The sequence below is a fragment of the Cupriavidus sp. GW822-FHT06G04 genome, assembly GCF_058799075.1.
Genome location: NZ_JBXALD010000006.1, coordinates 258,111 through 276,780, shown reverse-complemented (window position 1 = coordinate 276,780; position 18,670 = coordinate 258,111). Strand labels below are relative to the sequence as shown.

General features: G+C 65.9%; 16 protein-coding genes. 6 read left to right on the top strand and 10 right to left on the bottom strand.

The window, feature by feature from the left end; genetic code table 11:
• The first annotated feature begins 78 nt into the window (after positions 1 to 78).
• Positions 79 to 312 carry a hypothetical protein gene (locus AC1RKI_RS15970; RefSeq protein WP_223505703.1) on the top strand — a complete coding sequence of 78 codons (234 nt, stop codon included), beginning with the start codon at positions 79 to 81 and terminating at the stop codon, positions 310 to 312.
• Positions 313 to 330: 18 nt separating this feature from the next.
• On the opposite strand, the gene AC1RKI_RS15965 is transcribed toward AC1RKI_RS15970, so the two are convergent.
• The gene (locus tag AC1RKI_RS15965; protein ID WP_492796299.1) at positions 331 to 1,593 is read right to left on the bottom strand and encodes a Zn-dependent hydrolase; all 1,263 of its coding nucleotides are present in this window, start codon (positions 1,591 to 1,593) and stop codon (positions 331 to 333) included.
• Positions 1,594 to 1,658: 65 nt separating this feature from the next.
• Complete coding sequence (gene hpnD, locus AC1RKI_RS15960; RefSeq protein WP_061957519.1) at positions 1,659 to 2,489, bottom strand: presqualene diphosphate synthase HpnD; 831 nt, start codon at positions 2,487 to 2,489, stop codon at positions 1,659 to 1,661.
• Positions 2,490 to 2,912: 423 nt separating this feature from the next.
• On the opposite strand from hpnD, the gene AC1RKI_RS15955 reads away from it, so the two are divergent.
• Entirely contained in the window at positions 2,913 to 4,088 is a 1,176-nt protein-coding gene (locus AC1RKI_RS15955; RefSeq protein WP_223505706.1) for an efflux RND transporter periplasmic adaptor subunit, read from the top strand.
• Positions 4,089 to 4,097: 9 nt separating this feature from the next.
• Entirely contained in the window at positions 4,098 to 7,214 is a 3,117-nt protein-coding gene (locus AC1RKI_RS15950; RefSeq protein ID WP_227459554.1) for an efflux RND transporter permease subunit, read from the top strand.
• A gap of 35 nt (positions 7,215 to 7,249) precedes the next feature.
• Here the strand turns inward: AC1RKI_RS15950 and AC1RKI_RS15945 are convergent, their stop codons facing one another.
• The 7 genes from AC1RKI_RS15945 to AC1RKI_RS15915 all read right to left on the bottom strand — a co-directional run bounded on the left by AC1RKI_RS15945 (position 7,250) and on the right by AC1RKI_RS15915 (position 14,692).
• Complete coding sequence (locus AC1RKI_RS15945) at positions 7,250 to 7,663, bottom strand: DUF3830 family protein (protein ID WP_061957522.1); 414 nt, start codon at positions 7,661 to 7,663, stop codon at positions 7,250 to 7,252.
• A gap of 130 nt (positions 7,664 to 7,793) precedes the next feature.
• The gene (locus AC1RKI_RS15940) at positions 7,794 to 8,984 is read right to left on the bottom strand and encodes an amidase (protein ID WP_492796303.1); all 1,191 of its coding nucleotides are present in this window, start codon (positions 8,982 to 8,984) and stop codon (positions 7,794 to 7,796) included.
• A gap of 46 nt (positions 8,985 to 9,030) precedes the next feature.
• Positions 9,031 to 10,035, bottom strand: a complete 1,005-nt coding sequence (locus tag AC1RKI_RS15935; RefSeq protein WP_492796305.1) for an ABC transporter ATP-binding protein — start codon at positions 10,033 to 10,035, stop codon at positions 9,031 to 9,033.
• 16 nt (positions 10,036 to 10,051) lie between these two features.
• Complete coding sequence (locus AC1RKI_RS15930; protein ID WP_227459552.1) at positions 10,052 to 11,134, bottom strand: ABC transporter ATP-binding protein; 1,083 nt, start codon at positions 11,132 to 11,134, stop codon at positions 10,052 to 10,054.
• 2 nt (positions 11,135 to 11,136) lie between these two features.
• A complete protein-coding gene (locus AC1RKI_RS15925) occupies positions 11,137 to 12,024 on the bottom strand; it encodes an ABC transporter permease (RefSeq protein ID WP_150979001.1) in 888 nt (295 codons plus the stop codon).
• Between the two features lie 10 nt (positions 12,025 to 12,034).
• Positions 12,035 to 12,985: an ABC transporter permease gene (locus tag AC1RKI_RS15920; RefSeq protein ID WP_150979002.1), complete on the bottom strand. Its 951-nt coding sequence runs from the start codon at positions 12,983 to 12,985 to the stop codon at positions 12,035 to 12,037.
• Positions 12,986 to 13,114: 129 nt separating this feature from the next.
• Positions 13,115 to 14,692 (bottom strand): ABC transporter substrate-binding protein, encoded by a 1,578-nt coding sequence (locus tag AC1RKI_RS15915; protein WP_492796479.1) that lies wholly within the window; start codon positions 14,690 to 14,692, stop codon positions 13,115 to 13,117.
• 268 nt (positions 14,693 to 14,960) lie between these two features.
• Here AC1RKI_RS15915 and AC1RKI_RS15910 point away from each other — a divergent pair, with 268 nt between their 5' ends.
• A complete protein-coding gene (locus tag AC1RKI_RS15910; RefSeq protein WP_492796307.1) occupies positions 14,961 to 16,217 on the top strand; it encodes a Zn-dependent hydrolase in 1,257 nt (418 codons plus the stop codon).
• Between the two features lie 21 nt (positions 16,218 to 16,238).
• On the opposite strand, the gene AC1RKI_RS15905 is transcribed toward AC1RKI_RS15910, so the two are convergent.
• Complete coding sequence (locus tag AC1RKI_RS15905; RefSeq protein WP_061957530.1) at positions 16,239 to 17,024, bottom strand: IclR family transcriptional regulator; 786 nt, start codon at positions 17,022 to 17,024, stop codon at positions 16,239 to 16,241.
• A gap of 229 nt (positions 17,025 to 17,253) precedes the next feature.
• Between AC1RKI_RS15905 and AC1RKI_RS15900 the strand changes: the two genes are divergently transcribed.
• A complete protein-coding gene (locus AC1RKI_RS15900) occupies positions 17,254 to 17,955 on the top strand; it encodes a GntR family transcriptional regulator (protein ID WP_492796309.1) in 702 nt (233 codons plus the stop codon).
• 34 nt (positions 17,956 to 17,989) lie between these two features.
• Positions 17,990 to 18,667, top strand: a complete 678-nt coding sequence (locus tag AC1RKI_RS15895) for a DUF2848 domain-containing protein (RefSeq protein ID WP_061957532.1) — start codon at positions 17,990 to 17,992, stop codon at positions 18,665 to 18,667.
• Positions 18,668 to 18,670 lie beyond the last annotated feature (3 nt).

Genomic DNA, 18,670 nt, shown 5'->3' with positions numbered 1-18,670 from the left:
GCACGGGTGGCATGGCTTGCCGGCGTGTCCCTACTGTGGGCGGCGATACCAGCCGCCTCGCACGCCCAATCCGCGGGCATGGCACACCTGCTTCATCCCAATGGCCAGCAACAGGGCAGCAGCCAGGCCCAGTCCGAGCGCAACCGCCAGCCGGCACGGCGCGCCAATCAATCCGAGACCGAGCGCGACATGGCCGAACGCGCGGGCCGTCAGGGGCAGCGCGGCGGCAATCCGCGGCTTTCGCCAGACGAGCGCAAATCCTTGCGCAAGAATCTCTACGATCTCAGCCGCGAGATGTACCGCGGCAGCTAAACTGCCGCGCCTTGTTCGTTAGCTTCTGGGCTGGAAGTGGCGCAGGAAATCCACGAATACTTCGGCGGCCAGCTGAGCGTCTTCCACGGTGATCGTTTCCAGCGGATTGTGGCTGATCCCGCCGTTGCCGCAGCGCACGAACAGCATCGCCACATCGGTGACGCGCTGCATCATCATCGCGTCGTGTCCCGCGCCGGAAGGCAGCTCGAAGGCATCGAGCCCGCGCTTGCGCAACACGGCGGAGAACTGATCCATCAGCCAGCGCGCGCACGGCGCATTATTGACCGGCGTCACACGCTCGACGCTGGCGCGCAGCCCGCGACGTTGCGCGATTCGCTCGATGCCCGCCACGATGTCGGCAATCGCGTCTTCGCGGATGCCGTCTTCGCCGGCGCGGATATCCATCGAAAACACACACGCGGCCGGGATCACGTTGCTCGATCCGTCCGGCACCTGCAATTGGCCCACCGTGCCGACCAGCGTAGGCGCCGCGGCGCAGCGCGATTCCACCAGCAGGATCATTTCGGCGGCGCCCGTGGCCGCGTCGCGCCGCATATCCATCGGCGTGGTCCCGGCATGGCTGGCCAGTCCTTCCACGCGCACCTGGAAGCGGCTGCTGCCGGCAATCTGCGTGACGATCCCAAGCGGCAGCTGGCGATTGAGCAGCACCGGTCCTTGCTCGATATGGACTTCGACAAAACCGGCCAGCGAAGTGGGGTCGATGGCGGCGGCGCGCAGTGCGTCGATGCTGCCGGCGCCCGGGAAGCCCGCAGCGGTCAGCGCGTCGCGCATCGTGACGCCGTCCGTATCGACGCGGTCGAGCAGTGCCGCATCGAACCGGCCGGCCAGCACGCTGCTGGCCAGGAAGCTGGTCTTGAAACGCAGCCCTTCTTCTTCGGCAAAACCGACGACATCGAGGTGATACGGCAGGCGAATGCCTGCATCGCGCAGCGCGCCGACCACCGCGATCGGCAACAGGATGCCCAGCCGGCCATCGTAGCGGCCGCCGTTGCGCACCGTGTCGAAGTGTGAGCCGGTCATCAGCACCTTGGGCGCGGTGACGGCGGGATCGGCGGCATAGCGTCCGATCACGTTGCCGATTGCGTCGATGCGTACGGTCATGCCGGCATCTTCCATCCAGCGCGCCAGTTGCGCCTGCGCCTGACGATGGGCCGGCGTGAGAAACGCGCAGGTGAGGCCGCCTTCCATATCGGAATGACGGGCGAGGGCGTCTGCGTGGTCCAGTATCGACTGGCCGAGGGCGGGTATGGCAGTGGTCATGACTTTGTGGCTTCAATACATCGACACTTCAGCGTGCAAAAAACGGTCGCCCGCATGGCGCGGCCTCAACCGTTGCGCAGCCAGGTTTTCCAGGCGATCCACAGCTTGCGCATCGGCGTGAGCGCGATGCGCTGCGACAGCACCTGGAAGTGGCTCGCTTCGATTTCGTCGAGCAATGCCTGGTGGATGGCGGCCAACGCCAGCGCGGCGCGCTGCGCGCGGCGGTCTGCGCGCGGCAACAGTGCCAGGGCGTCGCGGTAGTGCGTGCGCGCCGCGGCGGCCTGATCCCGCATCAGCGCGACAAACTGATCGGAGCTACGCGACTGCATGATGTCCGCGGCAGGCACTTCAAAGCGCTGCAGCGTGCTGACGGGAATATAGATGCGCCCCTGGCGCGCGTCATGGCCGACTTCGCGCACGATACGCACCTGCAACTGCGCCATGCCAAGCTGTTCGGCCGCGTCGAGCGTGCGCGGATCGGTAAAACCGAGCAGGCGCGCATTGAGCTTGCCAAGCGTCGCACCGACGGCGCGGCAATACTTGCCCAGCGCAGCGTCATCGAAATAGCGCGATTGCGCCAGATCCATCTCCGTGCCGTCCATCACCTGGGTCATTTCCGCCTGCGGCAGGTCGGCCAGGTAGGGTTGCAGCGCGTGGCTGACGGGATGGCTGGGCTGGCCGTCGTATAGCCGGCGGATTTCTGCGCGCCACCAGTCCAGGCGCTGCAGCGCTACGCCCGCATCGTGATTTTCATGAACGATGGCGTCGAGTTCGAGGCGCCAGGCCTGCAGGGCCGTAACGGCACGGCGGCGTTCGGGAGGGAGAAGCAGGCTGCTGTAATAAAAGCTGGAGCCGCTTTTCGCGGCTTTTTCCTGGCAGTACTGATCGGGCGTCACGCCAATCTCTTAGTGGTGGGCGGCGGTGCGGCGCCAAAGCGGCGAATTGTAACATCGGCGCCCGCCAACGCATGCACGCCCGCAGCAGTCTTCGCGACGGGCACGCATGATCGGCCGGCACCGCCGCTGTGGCGGTTTGTCGCGCCATACAGGCGTTCGTCATCCGGCGTTTGACGCACCCGGGGTCCGTCGCTATATTACTGACCGGCCAGTTATTTATTTCCGCGCAGCAGCGGAGGCGCCTGGGGAGGCACTTCGGCCGATGCCGCGCGTGGCCGTTTCCCCGCCGGCCCGATTGCGAAACATCGAGCCGCGACGTAGCAGCCAAATTTCGCCTCACCGTTCCCACCGATCAAGACGCTTGTCATGCCAGAGCCTTACGCCAGGCCGGAAGTTGCGGCCGCCAGATTTGACGAACCTCCAATGGCGCGCCGCGTCGTGCAGCGCCGTGTCGGTCGCGCGCGACTTGGGCTTCTGCTTGCGGCGGCAGCGTTGGTGCTGACGGGTTGTGGCAAGAAGGTGGAACCGGTCGAGGAGGTGCGGCCAGTCCGGCTGATGCAGTTGAGCCCGGCGCAAGGCAGGACCGATTTCGAGTTTTCGGGCGAGGTGCGCCCGCGCATCGAGTCGCGACTGGGATTCCGCGTCGGCGGCAAGATCGCGGCGCGCCTGGTCGACGTCGGCGCGTCGGTGCGCAAGGGGCAGCCGCTGGCGCGTCTGGACCCCACGGATCTGGCGCTGGCCGAAACCGGCGCGCGCGCGCAATTCGACGCGGCCAAGACCGATCGCGATCTGGCCGCCGCAGACCTGAAGCGCTACAAGGAGCTGGCCGCGCGCAACTTCATCAGTGCCGCCGAACTGCAGCGTCGCCAGGCCACTTTCGATTCCGCCGACGCGCGGCTGGGCCAGGCGCAGGCCAACCTGCGCAACCAGTCGAACCAGACCGGCTACGCGGTGCTGACCGCCGATGCCGACGGCGTGGTCACGGCGATCGATACCGAAGTGGGACAGGTCGTCACGCCCGGCCAGCCGGTGATCCGCGTGGCGCAAACCGCGGAAAAGGAAGTGGCCATCGGCTTGCCTGAAGATCAGGTCGACATGCTGCGCGGTATTTCCGAGGTGTCGATCCATACGTGGTCCGATCCCGATCGCGCATTGCCGGGCCGGGTGCGCGAAATCTCCGCGGCGGCCGATCCCGTCACGCGCACCTATCCCACGCGCGTCAGCATTCCAAATCCGCCGGCCGATCTGCGCATCGGCATGACCGCCGTGGTGTCGTTCACGCGCACCGGCCAGGCCGCGGCGATCCGCGTGCCGCTGACCGCGCTGCTGCAGGACAGGGGCAGCAATCAGGTGTGGATCTACCAGCCAGGCGCTAACGGCGCCGGCACAGTCAAGCCGGTGTCGGTGACGCTCGGCGAAGCGCAGGGCAATCTGATCGAAGTGCGCCAGGGCCTTGCGCCGGGGCAGACCATCGTCACCGCGGGCGTGCATCTGCTCAAGCCGGGACAGAAGGTCAAGCCGATGCAGAGCGTGGCGCCGGCCCAGCCGGCCTCGGATCCCGGCGCGCAACTGAGCGCCCTCGACCGGCATCTGGGCTGAGATCCGCGCATGGAACATTCCCGCTTCAATCTGTCGCGCTGGGCGCTGGAGCACCAGCCGCTCACGCGCTATCTGCTGGTCGTGCTGCTGCTGGGCGGGCTGCTGGCGTTCTTCCAACTGGGCCAGGACGAAGATCCGCCATTTACGTTCCGCGTGATGGTGGTGCAGGCGTTCTGGCCGGGCGCCACCGCCGAGCAGATTGCCGTGCAGGTGACGGACAAGATCGAGCGCCAGCTGCAGGAAGTGCCTTACGCCGACAAGATCCGCAGCTTTTCCAAGCCCGGCGAAACCACGGTGATCTTTCAACTGGCCGACAATGCGCCAGCCAAGGACACCGCGCAGATCTGGTACACGGTGCGCAAGAAGATCGGCGATATCCAGCAAACACTGCCGCAAGGCGTGCGCGGCCCGTACTTCAACGATGAATTCGGCGATGTCTACGGATCGATCTACGCGCTGTCGGCCGACGGCTTCAACTACAAGGAATTGCGCGAATATGCCGACCTGGTGCGCCAGGAACTGCTGCGCATCCCTGCCGTGGCCAAGGTCTCGCTGCTAGGCCTGCAGGACGAAAAGCTCTATATCGAATTCAACCAGGCGCGCTTTGCGCAACTGGGACTCGATATCAACGCCATCTCCAACCAGATCGCGGAACAGAACAATCCCACCGGCAGCGGCGTGCTGGTGACGCCGACCGACAACCTGCAAGTGCGCGTCACGGGCCAGCTTGGCGATGTCGAGGATCTGCAGAACCTGGTGCTGCGCGGCCCGAACGGCATCGCCAACATCCGGCTCGGCGACATCGCTCACGTCTATCGCGCCTATGTCGATCCGACGGTCAGCCGCATGCGCTTCAACGGCAAGGATGTGATCGGGCTTGGCATCTCGATGGAAAAGGGCGGCGACATCATCGCGCTGGGCAAGGAATTGCGCGCCGTGACCGATCGCCTGCGCGGCCAGTTGCCGATCGGCATCGAGATGGATCAGGTGCAGGACCAGCCCCAGGCCGTCAAGCGCAGCGTCGGCGAATTCGTGCGCGTGCTGATCGAGGCCGTGGTGATCGTGCTGGGCGTGAGCTTTGTGTCGCTGGGCCTGCATACCCGCCCGCTACGCCTGGACGTGCGGCCCGGTCTGGTGGTGGCCCTCACCATTCCTCTGGTGCTGGCGGTGACGTTCCTGTTCATGAACATCTTCGGCATCGGGCTGCACAAGATCTCGCTCGGCGCGTTGATCATCGCGCTCGGGCTGCTGGTCGACGACGCCATCATCGCGGTGGAAATGATGGTGCGCAAGCTCGAAGAGGGTTTCTCGAAAATGGAGGCGGCGACGTTCGCCTATACGTCCACCGCGATGCCGATGCTGACCGGCACGCTGATCACGGCGGCCGGCTTTTTGCCGGTGGGCCTGGCGCGTTCCACGGTGGGCGAATACACCTTCGCGATCTTCGCGGTGACGGCGCTGGCGCTGGTGCTGTCATGGCTGGCCGCGGTGTACTTCACGCCGTACCTTGGCTATCTGATCCTGAAGACGCGCAGCAACGACGGTGGCCAGCACGAGGTGTTTGATACCCCGTTCTATGCGCGCTTTCGCCGGCTCGTGAACTGGTGCGTGACGTGGCGCAAGACCGTGATCGCGATCACGCTGGCGGCGTTTGCACTAGGCCTGTTCGCGTTCAAGTACGTAGAAAAGCAGTTCTTCCCCGATTCGAGCCGGCCGGAGCTGATGGTGGAATTGTGGATGCCGGAAGGCACGAGTTTCGCGCAGACTGAAGCCGTGACCAAGCGCTTCGAAGCGGCCATGCGGCGCGATACGGCCGTGCAGAGCGTGACGTCGTTCGTCGGCACCGGCGCGCCGCGCTTCTACCTGCCGCTCGACCAGATCTTTCCGCAATCGAACGTGGCGCAGGCGATCGTGATGCCGGTGAGCCTGGAGGCGCGCGATGCGCTGCGCAAGCGCATAGAGCGCGTGCTGGCCAGCGATTTCCCGCAGTTGCGCGGCCGCGTGAAGCTGTTGCCAAACGGCCCGCCGGTGCCGTATCCCGTGCAGTTTCGCGTGATCGGGCCCGACGCGGCTGGCGTGCGCAAGGCGGCCGACCAGGTTCGCGCGGTGATGGCGGCCAATCCGAACACCGTCGGCGTCAACGACAACTGGAACGAGAACGTCAAGATGCTGCGTCTCGAACTGGACCAGGACAAGGCGCGCGCGCTCGGCGTGACCACCAACGCCATCGCGCGCGCCACGCAAGCGGTGCTGACCGGTGTACCGGTGGGCCAGTACCGCGACGCCGACAAGCTGATCGACATCATCATGCGCACGCCGCGCAGCGAACGCGACACGATGGCCGACCTGAACAACGTGCTGGTGCCCACCAGCAGCGGGCGCGCAGTGCCGCTGACGCAGGTCGCACGGATAGCGCTGAAGTCGGAGCCAGGTGTGATCTGGCGCGAGAACCGCGATTTCGGTATCACCGTGCAGTCCGATATCGTCGATGGCATCCAGGGCCCGACCGTGACCGCGCAGATCGATCCCAAGCTCGATCCGATCCGATCCGCGCTGCCGCCCGGCTACCGCATCACCATTGCCGGCGCGCAGGAGGAAAGCGGCAAGGCGGGCGCGTCGATTGCCGCGCAATTGCCGCTGTGCATCTTCCTGATTTTCACGCTGCTGATGCTGCAGCTGCACAGTTTCTCGCGCGCGGTGATGGTGTTCCTGACCGGTCCGCTGGGGCTGATCGGCGCAGCCGCGACGCTGCTGTTGCTGCACGCGCCGATGGGTTTCGTCGCGCAACTTGGCATTACCGCGCTGCTGGGCATGATCATCCGAAATTCGGTGATTCTGGTCGATCAGATCGAGCAGGATATCAAGTCTGGCCTGCCGCCCTGGGAGGCGATCGTCGAATCCGCGGTGCGTCGCTTCCGACCGATCATCCTTACCGCGGCCGCAGCGGTGCTGGCCATGATCCCGCTGTCCCGCTCGACGTTCTGGGGGCCGATGGCGGTGGCCATTATGGGTGGACTGGTGGTGGCGACGGTGCTGACGCTGCTGTTCCTGCCGGCGCTATATGCCACATGGTTCCGCGTCAAGCCGCCCCCCGACGACGCGCGCGGCGTCGTGACGGCCGGCTGACGCCCGGCGGCGCGCGGTCCGCGCCGCCGATCGTGCTACTCGGCCAGTTCGAACAACACGTCCTGCGCGCCTTCCCATAGCACCTTGGTGCCCAGCGCGCGCAGGTTTTCCTTTCCTTCGACCACGGTCAGGAAGTGGTTGCCCGCCAGTTGGCCCATTTTGCTGGCGAAGCAGCAGCTGCCATAGGCCAGGATGATCTCGGTTTCGCTATAGCCGCCGGGATAGAACAGGATGTCGCCGACCGATGGGTGACTGGTGTGGTTTTCGAAGCCGACGCCGAGCTTGAATTCGCCAAGCGGGATCCAGCAGCCTTCACCGCTCCAGCGCACGTGGATCAGTTTCTGCCGGTATGGCAGCAGCTTCAGGAACGCGGCCACGGTCTGCGGCGCGTCCGGGTGAGTTTCGGCGATAAAGGTGTGGCCGGCGGCCGTCATGCGCAGTCGGGTCATGTGGTTGTGGTTGTCGTCGTTCTGGTTGGCGCGGCCCCGCGAGGCGACCGCAAAAGGGCGAGTAAAAGTGGGGCAGCAGGATTGGGCCTTGCCTTGGCCGCCGCCCGCAGCGGCCAGCTACCAGCGTAGTTCAGACCGATGTCGCCATCAACGTCTGCGCTGCCGCGATCAGGCTTCGGTCGCTGCCCTTGGGGCCGATCAGCGAAATGCCCAGCGGGGCGCCAGCGCGGCCCGCCAACGGCAGGCTGATCTGCGGAAAGCCGGACAGCGGCGTCAGGCACAGCGTATGCGCGGCAGCCGTACGGTAATCCTCGAGCGATTCCATCGGAGTGGTGCGCAGCGGCGCGATGTCCGGCATCGTCGGCAGCACCAGCACGCTGTCGTGCCCCAGCAGGCGGTCGAGGTGTGCGGTGAACTCGCGCCGGACCGCGTTCGACGCTTCGAATTGCGCGTGGGTCACGGCCTTGCTGAAGGCAAAGCGGCCCGCCACGTCGGGGCCCAGTTGCAGTCCGTATTGCTCGATCAACGCACCGTCGGCCTGCCACGCTTCCCAGCCCTGCACGTAACGAAATGCCCAGTACAGGTCCGATAGCGGGCGATCCGCCACATCGACGGGCACCGCCTTGCCAAACACGGCTTCGATACGCGCGACGGCGGGCGCCAGCGCCGCGCGGGCTTCGGGCGTGGGCAGTTCAAACAGATCGGCGGCCAGCAGCAGCTTCGGACTGGCGGGCAGCGGATCGCCGTCGGTGCCGAGCAGCACGTCCGCAACGCGGGCGAACGTGGCGATATCCTGCGCAAAGAAGCCGCAGGTATCGAGCGATTCGCACAGCGGCATGCATTGCGCCAGCGAAATCCGCCCATGCGAAGGACGGATGCCGAATAGCCCGCAATGGCTGGCCGGGGCGCGCACCGAGCCGCCGGTGTCGGTGCCCAGCGCGAAATCGGCGAGCCCGTGCGAGACCGCCGACGCCGATCCCGATGACGATCCGCCTGTGATGCGGTCGGGCGCCGCGCCGTTGTACGGACCGCCGTAGTGATGGTTCTGGCCGTTCATCGAAAACGCCAGCTCGTCGGTATGAACCTTGCCGACGAAGCTCGCGCCGGCATCGAGCAACTTCTGAACCGTGGGCGCGGTGGATGTCTTGATGCCCGAGCGCGCCAGCACGTGCGGGTTGCCGCCTCCGGTGGGATAGCCGGCCACATCGAACAGATCCTTGACGGCAAAGCGCAGGCCGTGCAGCGGGCCGCTGGCGGCGTTGGGCACAGCCGCCTCGGGATAGGGCAGGAATGCGCGGGCGGGATGGGTGGACAGGCTCATGATGTTCGGATTCCTCGATTCTTGAAACGTCGCTGGGAAAGACGCATTACGCGGCGCATTCGGTCGCGGCTGGCGCGCCCACCAGCACGCAGCTGACGCGGTGGCCATTGCCAAGCGACACCGCCACCGGCACCTGGGCCAGGCATTGGGCACGGGCATGCGCGCAGCGCGGCGCGAAGGTACAGCCGGCGGGCAGCGCGGCGAGATCGGGCGGGGCGCCGCCGATCGTTTGCAGACGTTCGCCGCGCGCCATGCCGTGTTGGCGGCTTTGCAGCAGCGCGATCGTGTAGGGATGGCGCGCCTCGCGCATCAGCGTGCGGATCGGGCCCTCCTCGACGATGCGCCCGCCATACATCACCGCGACGCGATCGGCAATTTCCACCGCCGCGCCGATGTCGTGCGTCACGAACACGATCGACAAACCAAGCTCGCGTTGCAGCTCACGCAACAGAATCAGTACCTGGATCTGCACCGTGGCGTCGAGCGCAGTGGTCGGCTCGTCGGCCAGGAGGATCCGCGGTTGCGCACAGAGCGCCAGCGCTATCATCGCGCGTTGCCGCATGCCGCCCGACATCTCGTGCGGATAGGCGGCCAGGCGCCGCTCCGGGCTGGGAATGCGCACCGCCTGCAGCGCCTTGAGCGCCAGCGCGTGCGCTTCCTGCTTCGACACCTTGCGATGGGTGCGGATGCATTCGACGATCTGCTGACCAACGGTGTAGACCGGATCGAGCGCCAGCAGCGGCTCCTGGAACACCATCGCCACGGTGCCGCCGCGCAGGCGCGCCAGCGCGCGCTTGTCCAGCTTGAGCACGTCCTGGTCTTCCACGCGGATGCTGCCGGCAATCGTGGTGCGGCGTGGCGGATGCAGGCGCATCAGCGCGCGCAGCGTCACGCTCTTGCCCGAGCCCGATTCACCGATCAACGCGACGGCTTCGCCCGGGGCGACATCGAGCGATACGCCGTTGACGGCCTGGATCGTCTTGCCGCCGCCCGAGAACGTCACGTGCAGGTCGCGTACCGATATGGCGGGTGCTGGGGAGGGATGGGACATCGATATCTCCGCGAAATCAGGGCGTGGCGGCGTGCAGGCCCGGCGTCAGGCGCTGCAGCGGCAACGAATGGCCGCCGTCCGGCATGGCCATCAGGCAGGACACGGGATGGCCGGCGATCGCGTCGGTCAACGAGGGCGCGCGGCGTTCGCAGACCGGTTCGGCGCGCGCGCAGCGCGGGTGGAAACTGCAGCCGGGCGGCGGATCGATCGGATTGGGCGGATCGCCTGCCAGCGGCGCGGCCAGCGTGCGATGGTCGGGATCCATCGACGGCATCGACGCCAGCAGCGCGCGCGTATAGGGATGCGCGGGATTGGCGTAGACCGTCTCGGTGTCGCCGATTTCCACCACCTTGCCGAGGTACATGACCATCACGCGATCGCACAGGTAGCGGATCACGTTGAGATCGTGACTGATGAAGACGTAGGTGAGGTCGAACTCGGCCTTCAGGTCGAGCAGCAGGTTCAGCACTTGCGCCTCGACCGACTTGTCCAGCGCGGACACCGCTTCGTCGAGGATCACCAGCCGCGGACGCAGCGCGAGCGCCCGCGCGATATTCACGCGCTGGCGCTGCCCGCCCGACAGTTCGTGCGGATAGCGTCCCGCAAACCGCTTGGCGTCCAGCCCCACGCGCTCCAGCAGATAGCGCGCGCGCTCGGTGGCTTCGCGTGCGGGCAGGCCGTGCACGCGCGGCGTGAAGGCGATCGATTCCTCGATCGTCAGGCGCGGGTTCAGCGACGAATAGCTGTCCTGGAACACCATCTGCACCTGGCTGCGGAATGCCTTCATCGGCAGTTGCGAGGATCCCACTGCCTGCGCGTCGAAAATCAGTTCGCCGCTGTCGTGCGGTGTCAGCTGCATCAGCAACCGCGCGGTGGTGGACTTGCCGCAGCCCGATTCGCCGACGACGCCGAGCGTTTCGCCCTTGAGCACGTCGAAACTTACGCCGTCGACCGCGCGCACCACGCCGCCCTTGCGCAGCGGGATCGGCGATTTCAGCGGAAAGTGCTTGATCAGATCGCGCGCGATGACGAGCGGCTGTGCGGGGCCGCCGACATCGGTGGCGGCGGCGGACACAGGCATCGGAATTCTGCCGGTCATGCTCACTCCTTGATTTCCATCGCCGAGCGAATGCCGTCGGCCAGCAGGTTGAACGAGATCGAGGTCAGGAAAATCATCGCGCCGGGCAACGCGGCGACCCACGGCTGCGTGTAGATCGCCGTGCGCAGCGTGTTGAGCATCAGGCCCCATTCGGGTTCGGGCGGCTTGACGCCAAGGCCCAGGAACGAAAGGCCCGAGGCGAGGATCATCGACACCGAGATCAGGCTCGTGGCGTAGACGAAGATCGGTCCGAGCACGTTGTTGAGGATGTGGGCGCGCACGATGGTCAGCGACGAAGCGCCCGAGGCGCGCGCCGCATCGACGAACTCGCGGTTGCGCACCTGCGTGGTCACGCTTTCGGCCACGCGCACGATCTGCGGTACGAACACGATCGTCAGCGACAGCAGCGCATTGCCTACGCCCGCGCCGAGCGTGCCGGACAGTGCGATGGCCAGCAGCACGGAAGGAAACGCGTAGAGGATGTCGGTCAGCCGCATGATGATCGTGTTGGTCCAGCCGCCGGCGTAACCAGCCACGATGCCGATCGCGCTGCCCAGCACGAACGCCATCAGCACCGGCGTGATACCCATGAACAGCGACAGGCGCGCGCCGAGCATCAGCCGCGACAGCATGTCGCGTCCCAGTTCGTCGGTGCCGAGCGGATAGCCCGCGAAGCCGATCGGCTTGAGGCGCTTGAGAATCGAGGAGGCATAGGGGTCTGCCGGCATCAGCGCAGGCGCGAAGATCGCCATCACGATCAGCGCGAGCAGGATCAGCGCGGCGAGCATCGCCAGGCGGTTGCGCAGCAGGCGGCGGCCGACCGTGGACCAGTAGCCGGGCGAACGCTCCACCGGTAGCGCCGCCATGGGTTTGTTCAGTGTCGCGTCCATGATGGCGTCCTCAGTTACGTTGAATGCGGGGATCGAACAGCGTTTGCAGCGCGTCCACCAGCAGGTTGAGCATCACGAAGAACACCGCCAGCACGAGGATCGTGCCCTGCAGCAGCGGAAAATCGCGCTGGAAAATGGCGGAGTTGAGCAGGAAACCCGTGCCGGGCCACGAGAAAACAGTCTCGATCAGGATCGAGCCGCCGAGCAGATAGCCCAGCTGCAGGCCCATGACCGAGAGCGCGGTGGGCGCTACGTTCTTGACCACATGCCGGAACACCGCCATGTCCGACAAGCCCCGTGCGCGCAGCCCGACGATGAATTCGTTGGAAAGGATTTCCGCGACCAGCGCGCGGATGGTGCGCGCCACGATGCCCATTGGAATCACCGACATCGTCACCGCCGGCAGCAGCATGTACTGCACGTGCTCCCAGTCCCATGCCCAGTCGCCCGATCCGCCCGGACCGGCGCCCGTGGCTGGCAGCCAGCCCAGCAGCACCGAGAACGCGATCACCAGCACCATCCCCAGCCAGTAGTGCGGAATGCTGACGCCCAGCACTGACAGGAACGATGCAATGCGATCGGACACGGAGTCGCGCAGGTATCCCGCGACAAAGCCGAAAAGGCAACCGAACGTGAAACCGATCAGTGTGGCCACCGCGGCGAGCCGGATCGAATTGACGACCGCTGTGGAAACCTCGGTCATGACCGGCCGGTTGGTCGCGATCGAGGTCCCGAGGTCGCCATGCAGCGCGCGCAGCAGCCAGTGGATGAATTGCTCCAGGAACGGCTTGTCGAAGCCGTACAGCGCGCTCAGTTGCCGCCGCAGCTCTTCGGACGCATCGGGCGGCAATACCGAGACCAGCGGATCGCCCGGCGCGATATGAACCAGCGAGAAACACAGCAGGGCGACCCCAAGCAGGATCGGCAACGCATACACGATGCGGCGGAGCAGGTAAGTCATGGTCTGGGCCGGCTTGTGGGTGGTTGTGGTTTTGCCTATGCGCCGCGTGCGGCGGCAAAGGGGTGAAGACGGTTGGCGCCGCAGCGCCACGCAAGCGCGCCAGCCGCCAGCGGCGGCGCGCTCGCGCGGTCAGTCCATCGACATCGTCGCGATATCGATAAACCAGCTTTGCGGCTGGACCACGCCCTTGACCTTCTTCGAGATCGCGCGCGGACCCACGTCGTGCGCGATCAGCACGAACGGCGATTCCTCGACGATGCGCGCATGCAGGCGCGCCAGCGCGGCGTCGCGGTCCTTTTCGCCGAACGATGTGCGTGCGGTCTCGATCAGCTTGTCGAACTCCGGATTGCCGAAGAAGCCCCAGTTGTTCGATACGGGCGGCTGCGTCTTGGTGCTGACGAAGCGGACCATCGCGAAGAATGGGTCCATCGCCGCGAAGCTCACGTTAATGGCGTTGGCGCCGTGCGCGCTGGCGTCCTTCGCGCCGATGCGCCAGTTGGTGAACAGCGTGTTCCATTCGACGACGTCGAAATCCACGTCGAAGAAGCATTCCTTGAGGTTCTGCTGCACGTATTCGTTCATCGGCAGCGGCTGCATCTGGCCCGATCCCGACGCCGACACCTGCACCTTGACCTTGACGGGCTTGGCGGCCGAATAGCCGGCTTCGGTCATCAGCTTGCGCGCCGCGGCCGGGTCGTACTTGATGTCGAACTTCGGATTACCCCACCATGGATTGCCCGATTCGACGATGCCTTTCGCTTCGGCCATGTAGCCGCCCAGCAGCGTCTTGAGCCCCGAGCGGTTCACGCACAGATTGGCCGCCTGGCGCACACGCTTGTCCAGCCACGGCGAATTCGGCGCAAACGACAACTGCCACGGCCACATGTGCGGCTGGGCGTTGGCATAGACCTCGAAGCCGCGGCTCTTGATCTGCGCCACGGCGTCAGGCGCGGGCGCTTCGATCCAGTCGACCTGACCCGACAGCAGCGCGGCGGTGCGCGCGTTGGCCTCCGGCATCGGCAGCATCACCACCTTGTCGATCTTCGGCACGCGCTTGCTGTCCCAATAGCTGGCGTTCTTGGCCAGCTCCAGCCGCTCGCGTGGCACGAAGCGCGTCATCTTGAACGGGCCGGTGCCCGACGCATCGGCGGCAAACGCCACCCATGCCTGTTTGCTGCGCTCCGCGGGGTCCGTCACCGAGGCCGGCACGGCTGCGAATTTCTTTTCCCATTGCGTGGGCGACGCCATGAACAGGTTCGAGATGTTGTACGGCAGGAACGAATCAGGCTCGGACGTCACCAGCTCCACGGTGTGGTCGTCGATCTTCTTCGCGCTGCGCAGCGTCGGCATGCGCGACGCGGTCACGCCAACCTGGCTTGGATCGAACTGCTTCGCGGTCTTGTCGAGCACCTTGTTGACGTTCCAGACCACCGCGTCGGCATTGAACGCCGAACCGTCGTGGAACTTCACGCCGGGCCGCAGCTTGAACGTCCACTTGGTCTTGTCCTTTTCGTCGACCTTCCATTCGGTGGCCAGGTCGGGGATCAGCAGGCTGGGGCCGTTGCTCTTGGACAGGTCCCATTGCGTGAGCGCGTCGTACATCGGGATGCCGGTGAAGCGATTGCCTTCGAAGCCCTGGTCGGGCTGGCCAAGCGTGCGCGGAATGTCGGCGGCCGTCATGCCGATACGCAGTACCTTTTCCGCCATCGCAACGCCGGGCAGTGCGAGCAGCGACAGCGCAACGGCGGCAGAGATCGAACGGGCCGCCGCGGAAAAACCTTTCGCATGGGAGAACTGGGTGGGGATCACAGGCTGAACTCCTGATTGAGGAATGGACGATGGGAAGGCCGGGTTCGATCTAGCAATTGATGTGCCAGTGCCGTGCACCATCACCGTGGGCATGCATCGATGCGTTTCGCGTGGTCTGCTTCTTGCTGGATCGATGCGACGTTCACTCACTGCAGACAACCAAGACATGGATTCGCAATTCACTCCCCGCATCAATGGCGCCCGCCTGTGGCAATCGCTGATGGATCTCGGCGCGATCGGCGCCACGCCGAAGGGCGGCGTGTGCCGTATCGCGCTGACCGAGGAAGACCGCAAGGGGCGCGACCTCGTGGTGAGCTGGTGCCGCGAGGCCGGGCTGGACGTGCGCGTGGACGAGATCGGCAATGTGTTTGCGCGCCGCGCGGGCACCGATCCCACCGCGCCGGCCGTGGCGACTGGCAGCCATATCGACACGCAACCGTCTGGCGGCAAGTTCGACGGCAACTTCGGCGTACTGGCGGGATTGGAAGTCATGCGCACGCTCAACGACCTCGGCATCCGCACGCGCGCGCCGCTGGAGGTGGCGTTCTGGACCAACGAGGAAGGCACCCGCTTTACGCCGGTGATGACGGGATCGGGCGTGTTCGCGGGTGTGTTCGACGCCGCGTTCGCCTGCGCGCAGCAGGATCGCGACGGCATCAGCGTGGGCGATGCGCTGGGTGCGATCGGCTATCGTGGCGCGCAGCGCGCGGGCGATGTGCCGGGCGGCATGTATGCGGCGTATTTCGAGGCGCATATCGAGCAGGGGCCGGTGCTGGAAGCAGCGGGCCTGCCGATCGGCGTGGTGTCCGGCGCGCTCGGACAGCAATGGTACGACGTGACCGTGATCGGCCAGGACGCGCACGCGGGCCCCACGCCGCTGGCGCTGCGCCACGACGCGCTGCTGGCATCGGCACGGATGATCGAGACCGTCAATCGCATCGCGCGCGACGAGGCGCCGCATGGGCGCGGCACGGTTGGCTTTGTCGAGGTCAAGCCGAACTCGCGCAACGTGATCCCCGGGCGCGTGGATTTTTCGGTGGATTTCCGCAATCTGTCGCAGGATGGCCTCGACCGCATGGATGCGGCGATGCGCGGCGCGTTTGCGGGCATCGCCGAGGCGGCGGGCGTCAGCGTCGAGATCCGCCAGGTGGTCAAGTTCGAACCGTGCCTGTTTGCGCCGGCGTGCGTGGACAGCGTGCGCCGCGCCGCCGCGCGCCTGGGACTGCCGCATATGGACGTGGTCAGCGGGGCCGGCCACGATGCGGTGTACATCGCCCAACGCGCGCCAACGGGCATGATCTTCGTACCGTGCAAGGACGGTATCAGCCACAACGAGCTCGAAGACGCGCTGCCCGAACATATCGAGGCGGGCGCCAATGTGCTGCTGCAGGCCATGCTCGAGCACGCTGGCGGCAGCCAGTAAGGCTGCGCCGCTACCCGGCGGTCAATGCGAGATCGATCGGGAAATTGCCCACGCGCACTCGATCACCAGTGGCGCCAGTTTTTTCTGCGCCTCTTCCATCGTCCAGCGGCTGGCGGGCGGCGACACGTGCACCGCGCCGACCGCTTCGCCGCGGCTGTTCACGATGGGCGCGCCGATGCCCATGTCGCCCAGGAACAGCTCTTCCTCGTTGCAGGCATAGCCGACGCTGCGGCAGGCCACCACGCGCTGCATGATCTGGTCGACATCGGTCAGCGTGGCCGGCGTGCGTGCCGGCCGCGCTGACGCTTCCAGCATCGCCCGGGCCTGATCGTCGGGCAGCGTGCTAAGCCACGCGCGGCCTGAACTCGTGCAGTACATCGGAATGCGCATGCCGACGGGCGTCAGTACCGGCATGTGCTTGGCGGTCATCAACTGCGCCACGTAGACCATGTCGAGCCCGACCGGCTCGGTCAGATTCGCGGTTTCGCCACTCGCGTTGGCCAGTTGCGAGAGATAGGGGCTGGCGATCGGTATCAGCGCATCGGCGGCCAGATAGTTGTAGCCGATCTCCATCACCTTCGGCGTCAGGCGGAAGCGTCGCGTCTGCGGGTGCTTGTCGATGTACCCGAGCCGTTCCAGCGTGTGCACGGTGCGCTGCGCCGAACTCTTGGACATGCCCGCCAGTTCGGCCAGTTCGGCCAGCGTCAGCGTACGGTGAACCGCGCCGAAGGCGCGCAGCGCCTGCAGCCCTTTTTCCAGGGACTGGTTGAACAGCGGGTCGGGGCGGTCGTCGTCGGCGGCGCTCATGAGGATTGGATCGGCGGCACCATCGCTGTGATCGGCTGCACCACGATGGCTGAATATTGCACCAAGATATATATGAATCGATTATCGATTCCTAGCGGATGCGGCATGATACCGGGCGCGGGCCAAACCTGTCGCGTTCTAGTGTTTACCCCTAGATATTTCCCGGTTGTGCGCAGTGAAATATCACACTAGTATCACTGCAACTTCAAATGCAGACCGAGATGTCGCCATGGTGAATCCGATCCGGCTGGTTGACGCCGCCGTTGCCGCGGCGCCCGCTGCGCTGACGCCCGCCCAGAGCGGCGCTGCGCTGCGCGAGCAGGCCTATACCGAAATCAAGCGCCGCATCATCGCGTGCGAATTCCGCCCGGGCGAGCCGCTCAACGAAGCGCAGGTGGCCACGCTGCTCGGCCTGGGCCGCACGCCCGTGCATCAGGCGCTGCATCGGCTGGAAGTGGAAGGGCTGGTCTCGATCCTGCCGCGCAAGGGCGTACTGGTGACGCCGCTGTCGCTCAACGAAGTGCTCGATATGATCGAAGTGCGCGCCACCAACGAGGTGCTGTGCGCCACGCTGGCCTGCGAACGCGGGCACGACAGCGATTTCAAGGCGATGCGCGAGATCGTCGACCGCTCCCCGGACCTGATCGCGCGCCGCGATATTCCCGCGCTGGCATCGCTGGACCTGAAGTTCCATACCGCGATGTCGGCCGCATCGCGCAACCGCGTACTGGCCGAGCTGCTGCGCGGCCTGCATGAAAAGCAGGCGCGTTTCTGGTTCCTGTCGCTGTCCGATCCCCAGCACCTCGAGAACGTCTATCAGGAGCACCTCGAGATCATCGACGCGCTGGAACGGCGCGACGTGCCCGCGCTGCGCGAGGCCGTGCGCGAACACATCGACGAATTCCGGAAGAACATCATCCGGACGCTCTGACCGAATTTTTCCCCTCGTAACAAGGTAGTAAGCCATGCCGACACTGCATCTCCAGGTAGCCGGCGGGGGCGCGCTCGCCCTCGACATCGAACGATTGATCATCGCCGGCTGGACCGGCCGCGACCTGGACGCCGTCCAGCATCACATCGACGAACTGAAGGCCATCGGCGTCAAGCCGCCGGCCACCGTGCCGACCTTCTATCCGCTGGCCGCCCAACTGCTGACCACCGACGACGTGCTGGAAGTGCCGCGCGGCGATTCGTCGGGCGAAACCGAATTCGTGCTGCTGCAAGGCGCCGATGCGCTCTATATCGGCATCGGATCGGATCACACGGACCGCAAGGTCGAGGCCTACGACGTGACCGTCTCCAAGCAGATGTGCGCCAAGCCGATCGGCCGCGAAGTGTGGCGTTTCGATGAGGTCGCCGATCACTGGGACGCGCTGGAAATGCGCTGCTGGCGCGTGCGCGACGGTCAGCGCGCGCTGTACCAGGAAGGCAAGGTCACGCGCCTGCTGGACCCGCGCGACCTGATCGAGCGGCTGACCGGTGAAGCGCAACTGCCGCCCGGTACCGCGATGTTCTGCGGCACGCAGGCAGTCATCGGCGAACTGGGCCACGGCGACGCCTTCGAGGTGGAGCTGCACGATCCCGTGCGCAACCGCACGCTGCGCCACGCGTATCGCGTCGAAGCACTGGCGGTGGCGGAATGAGCG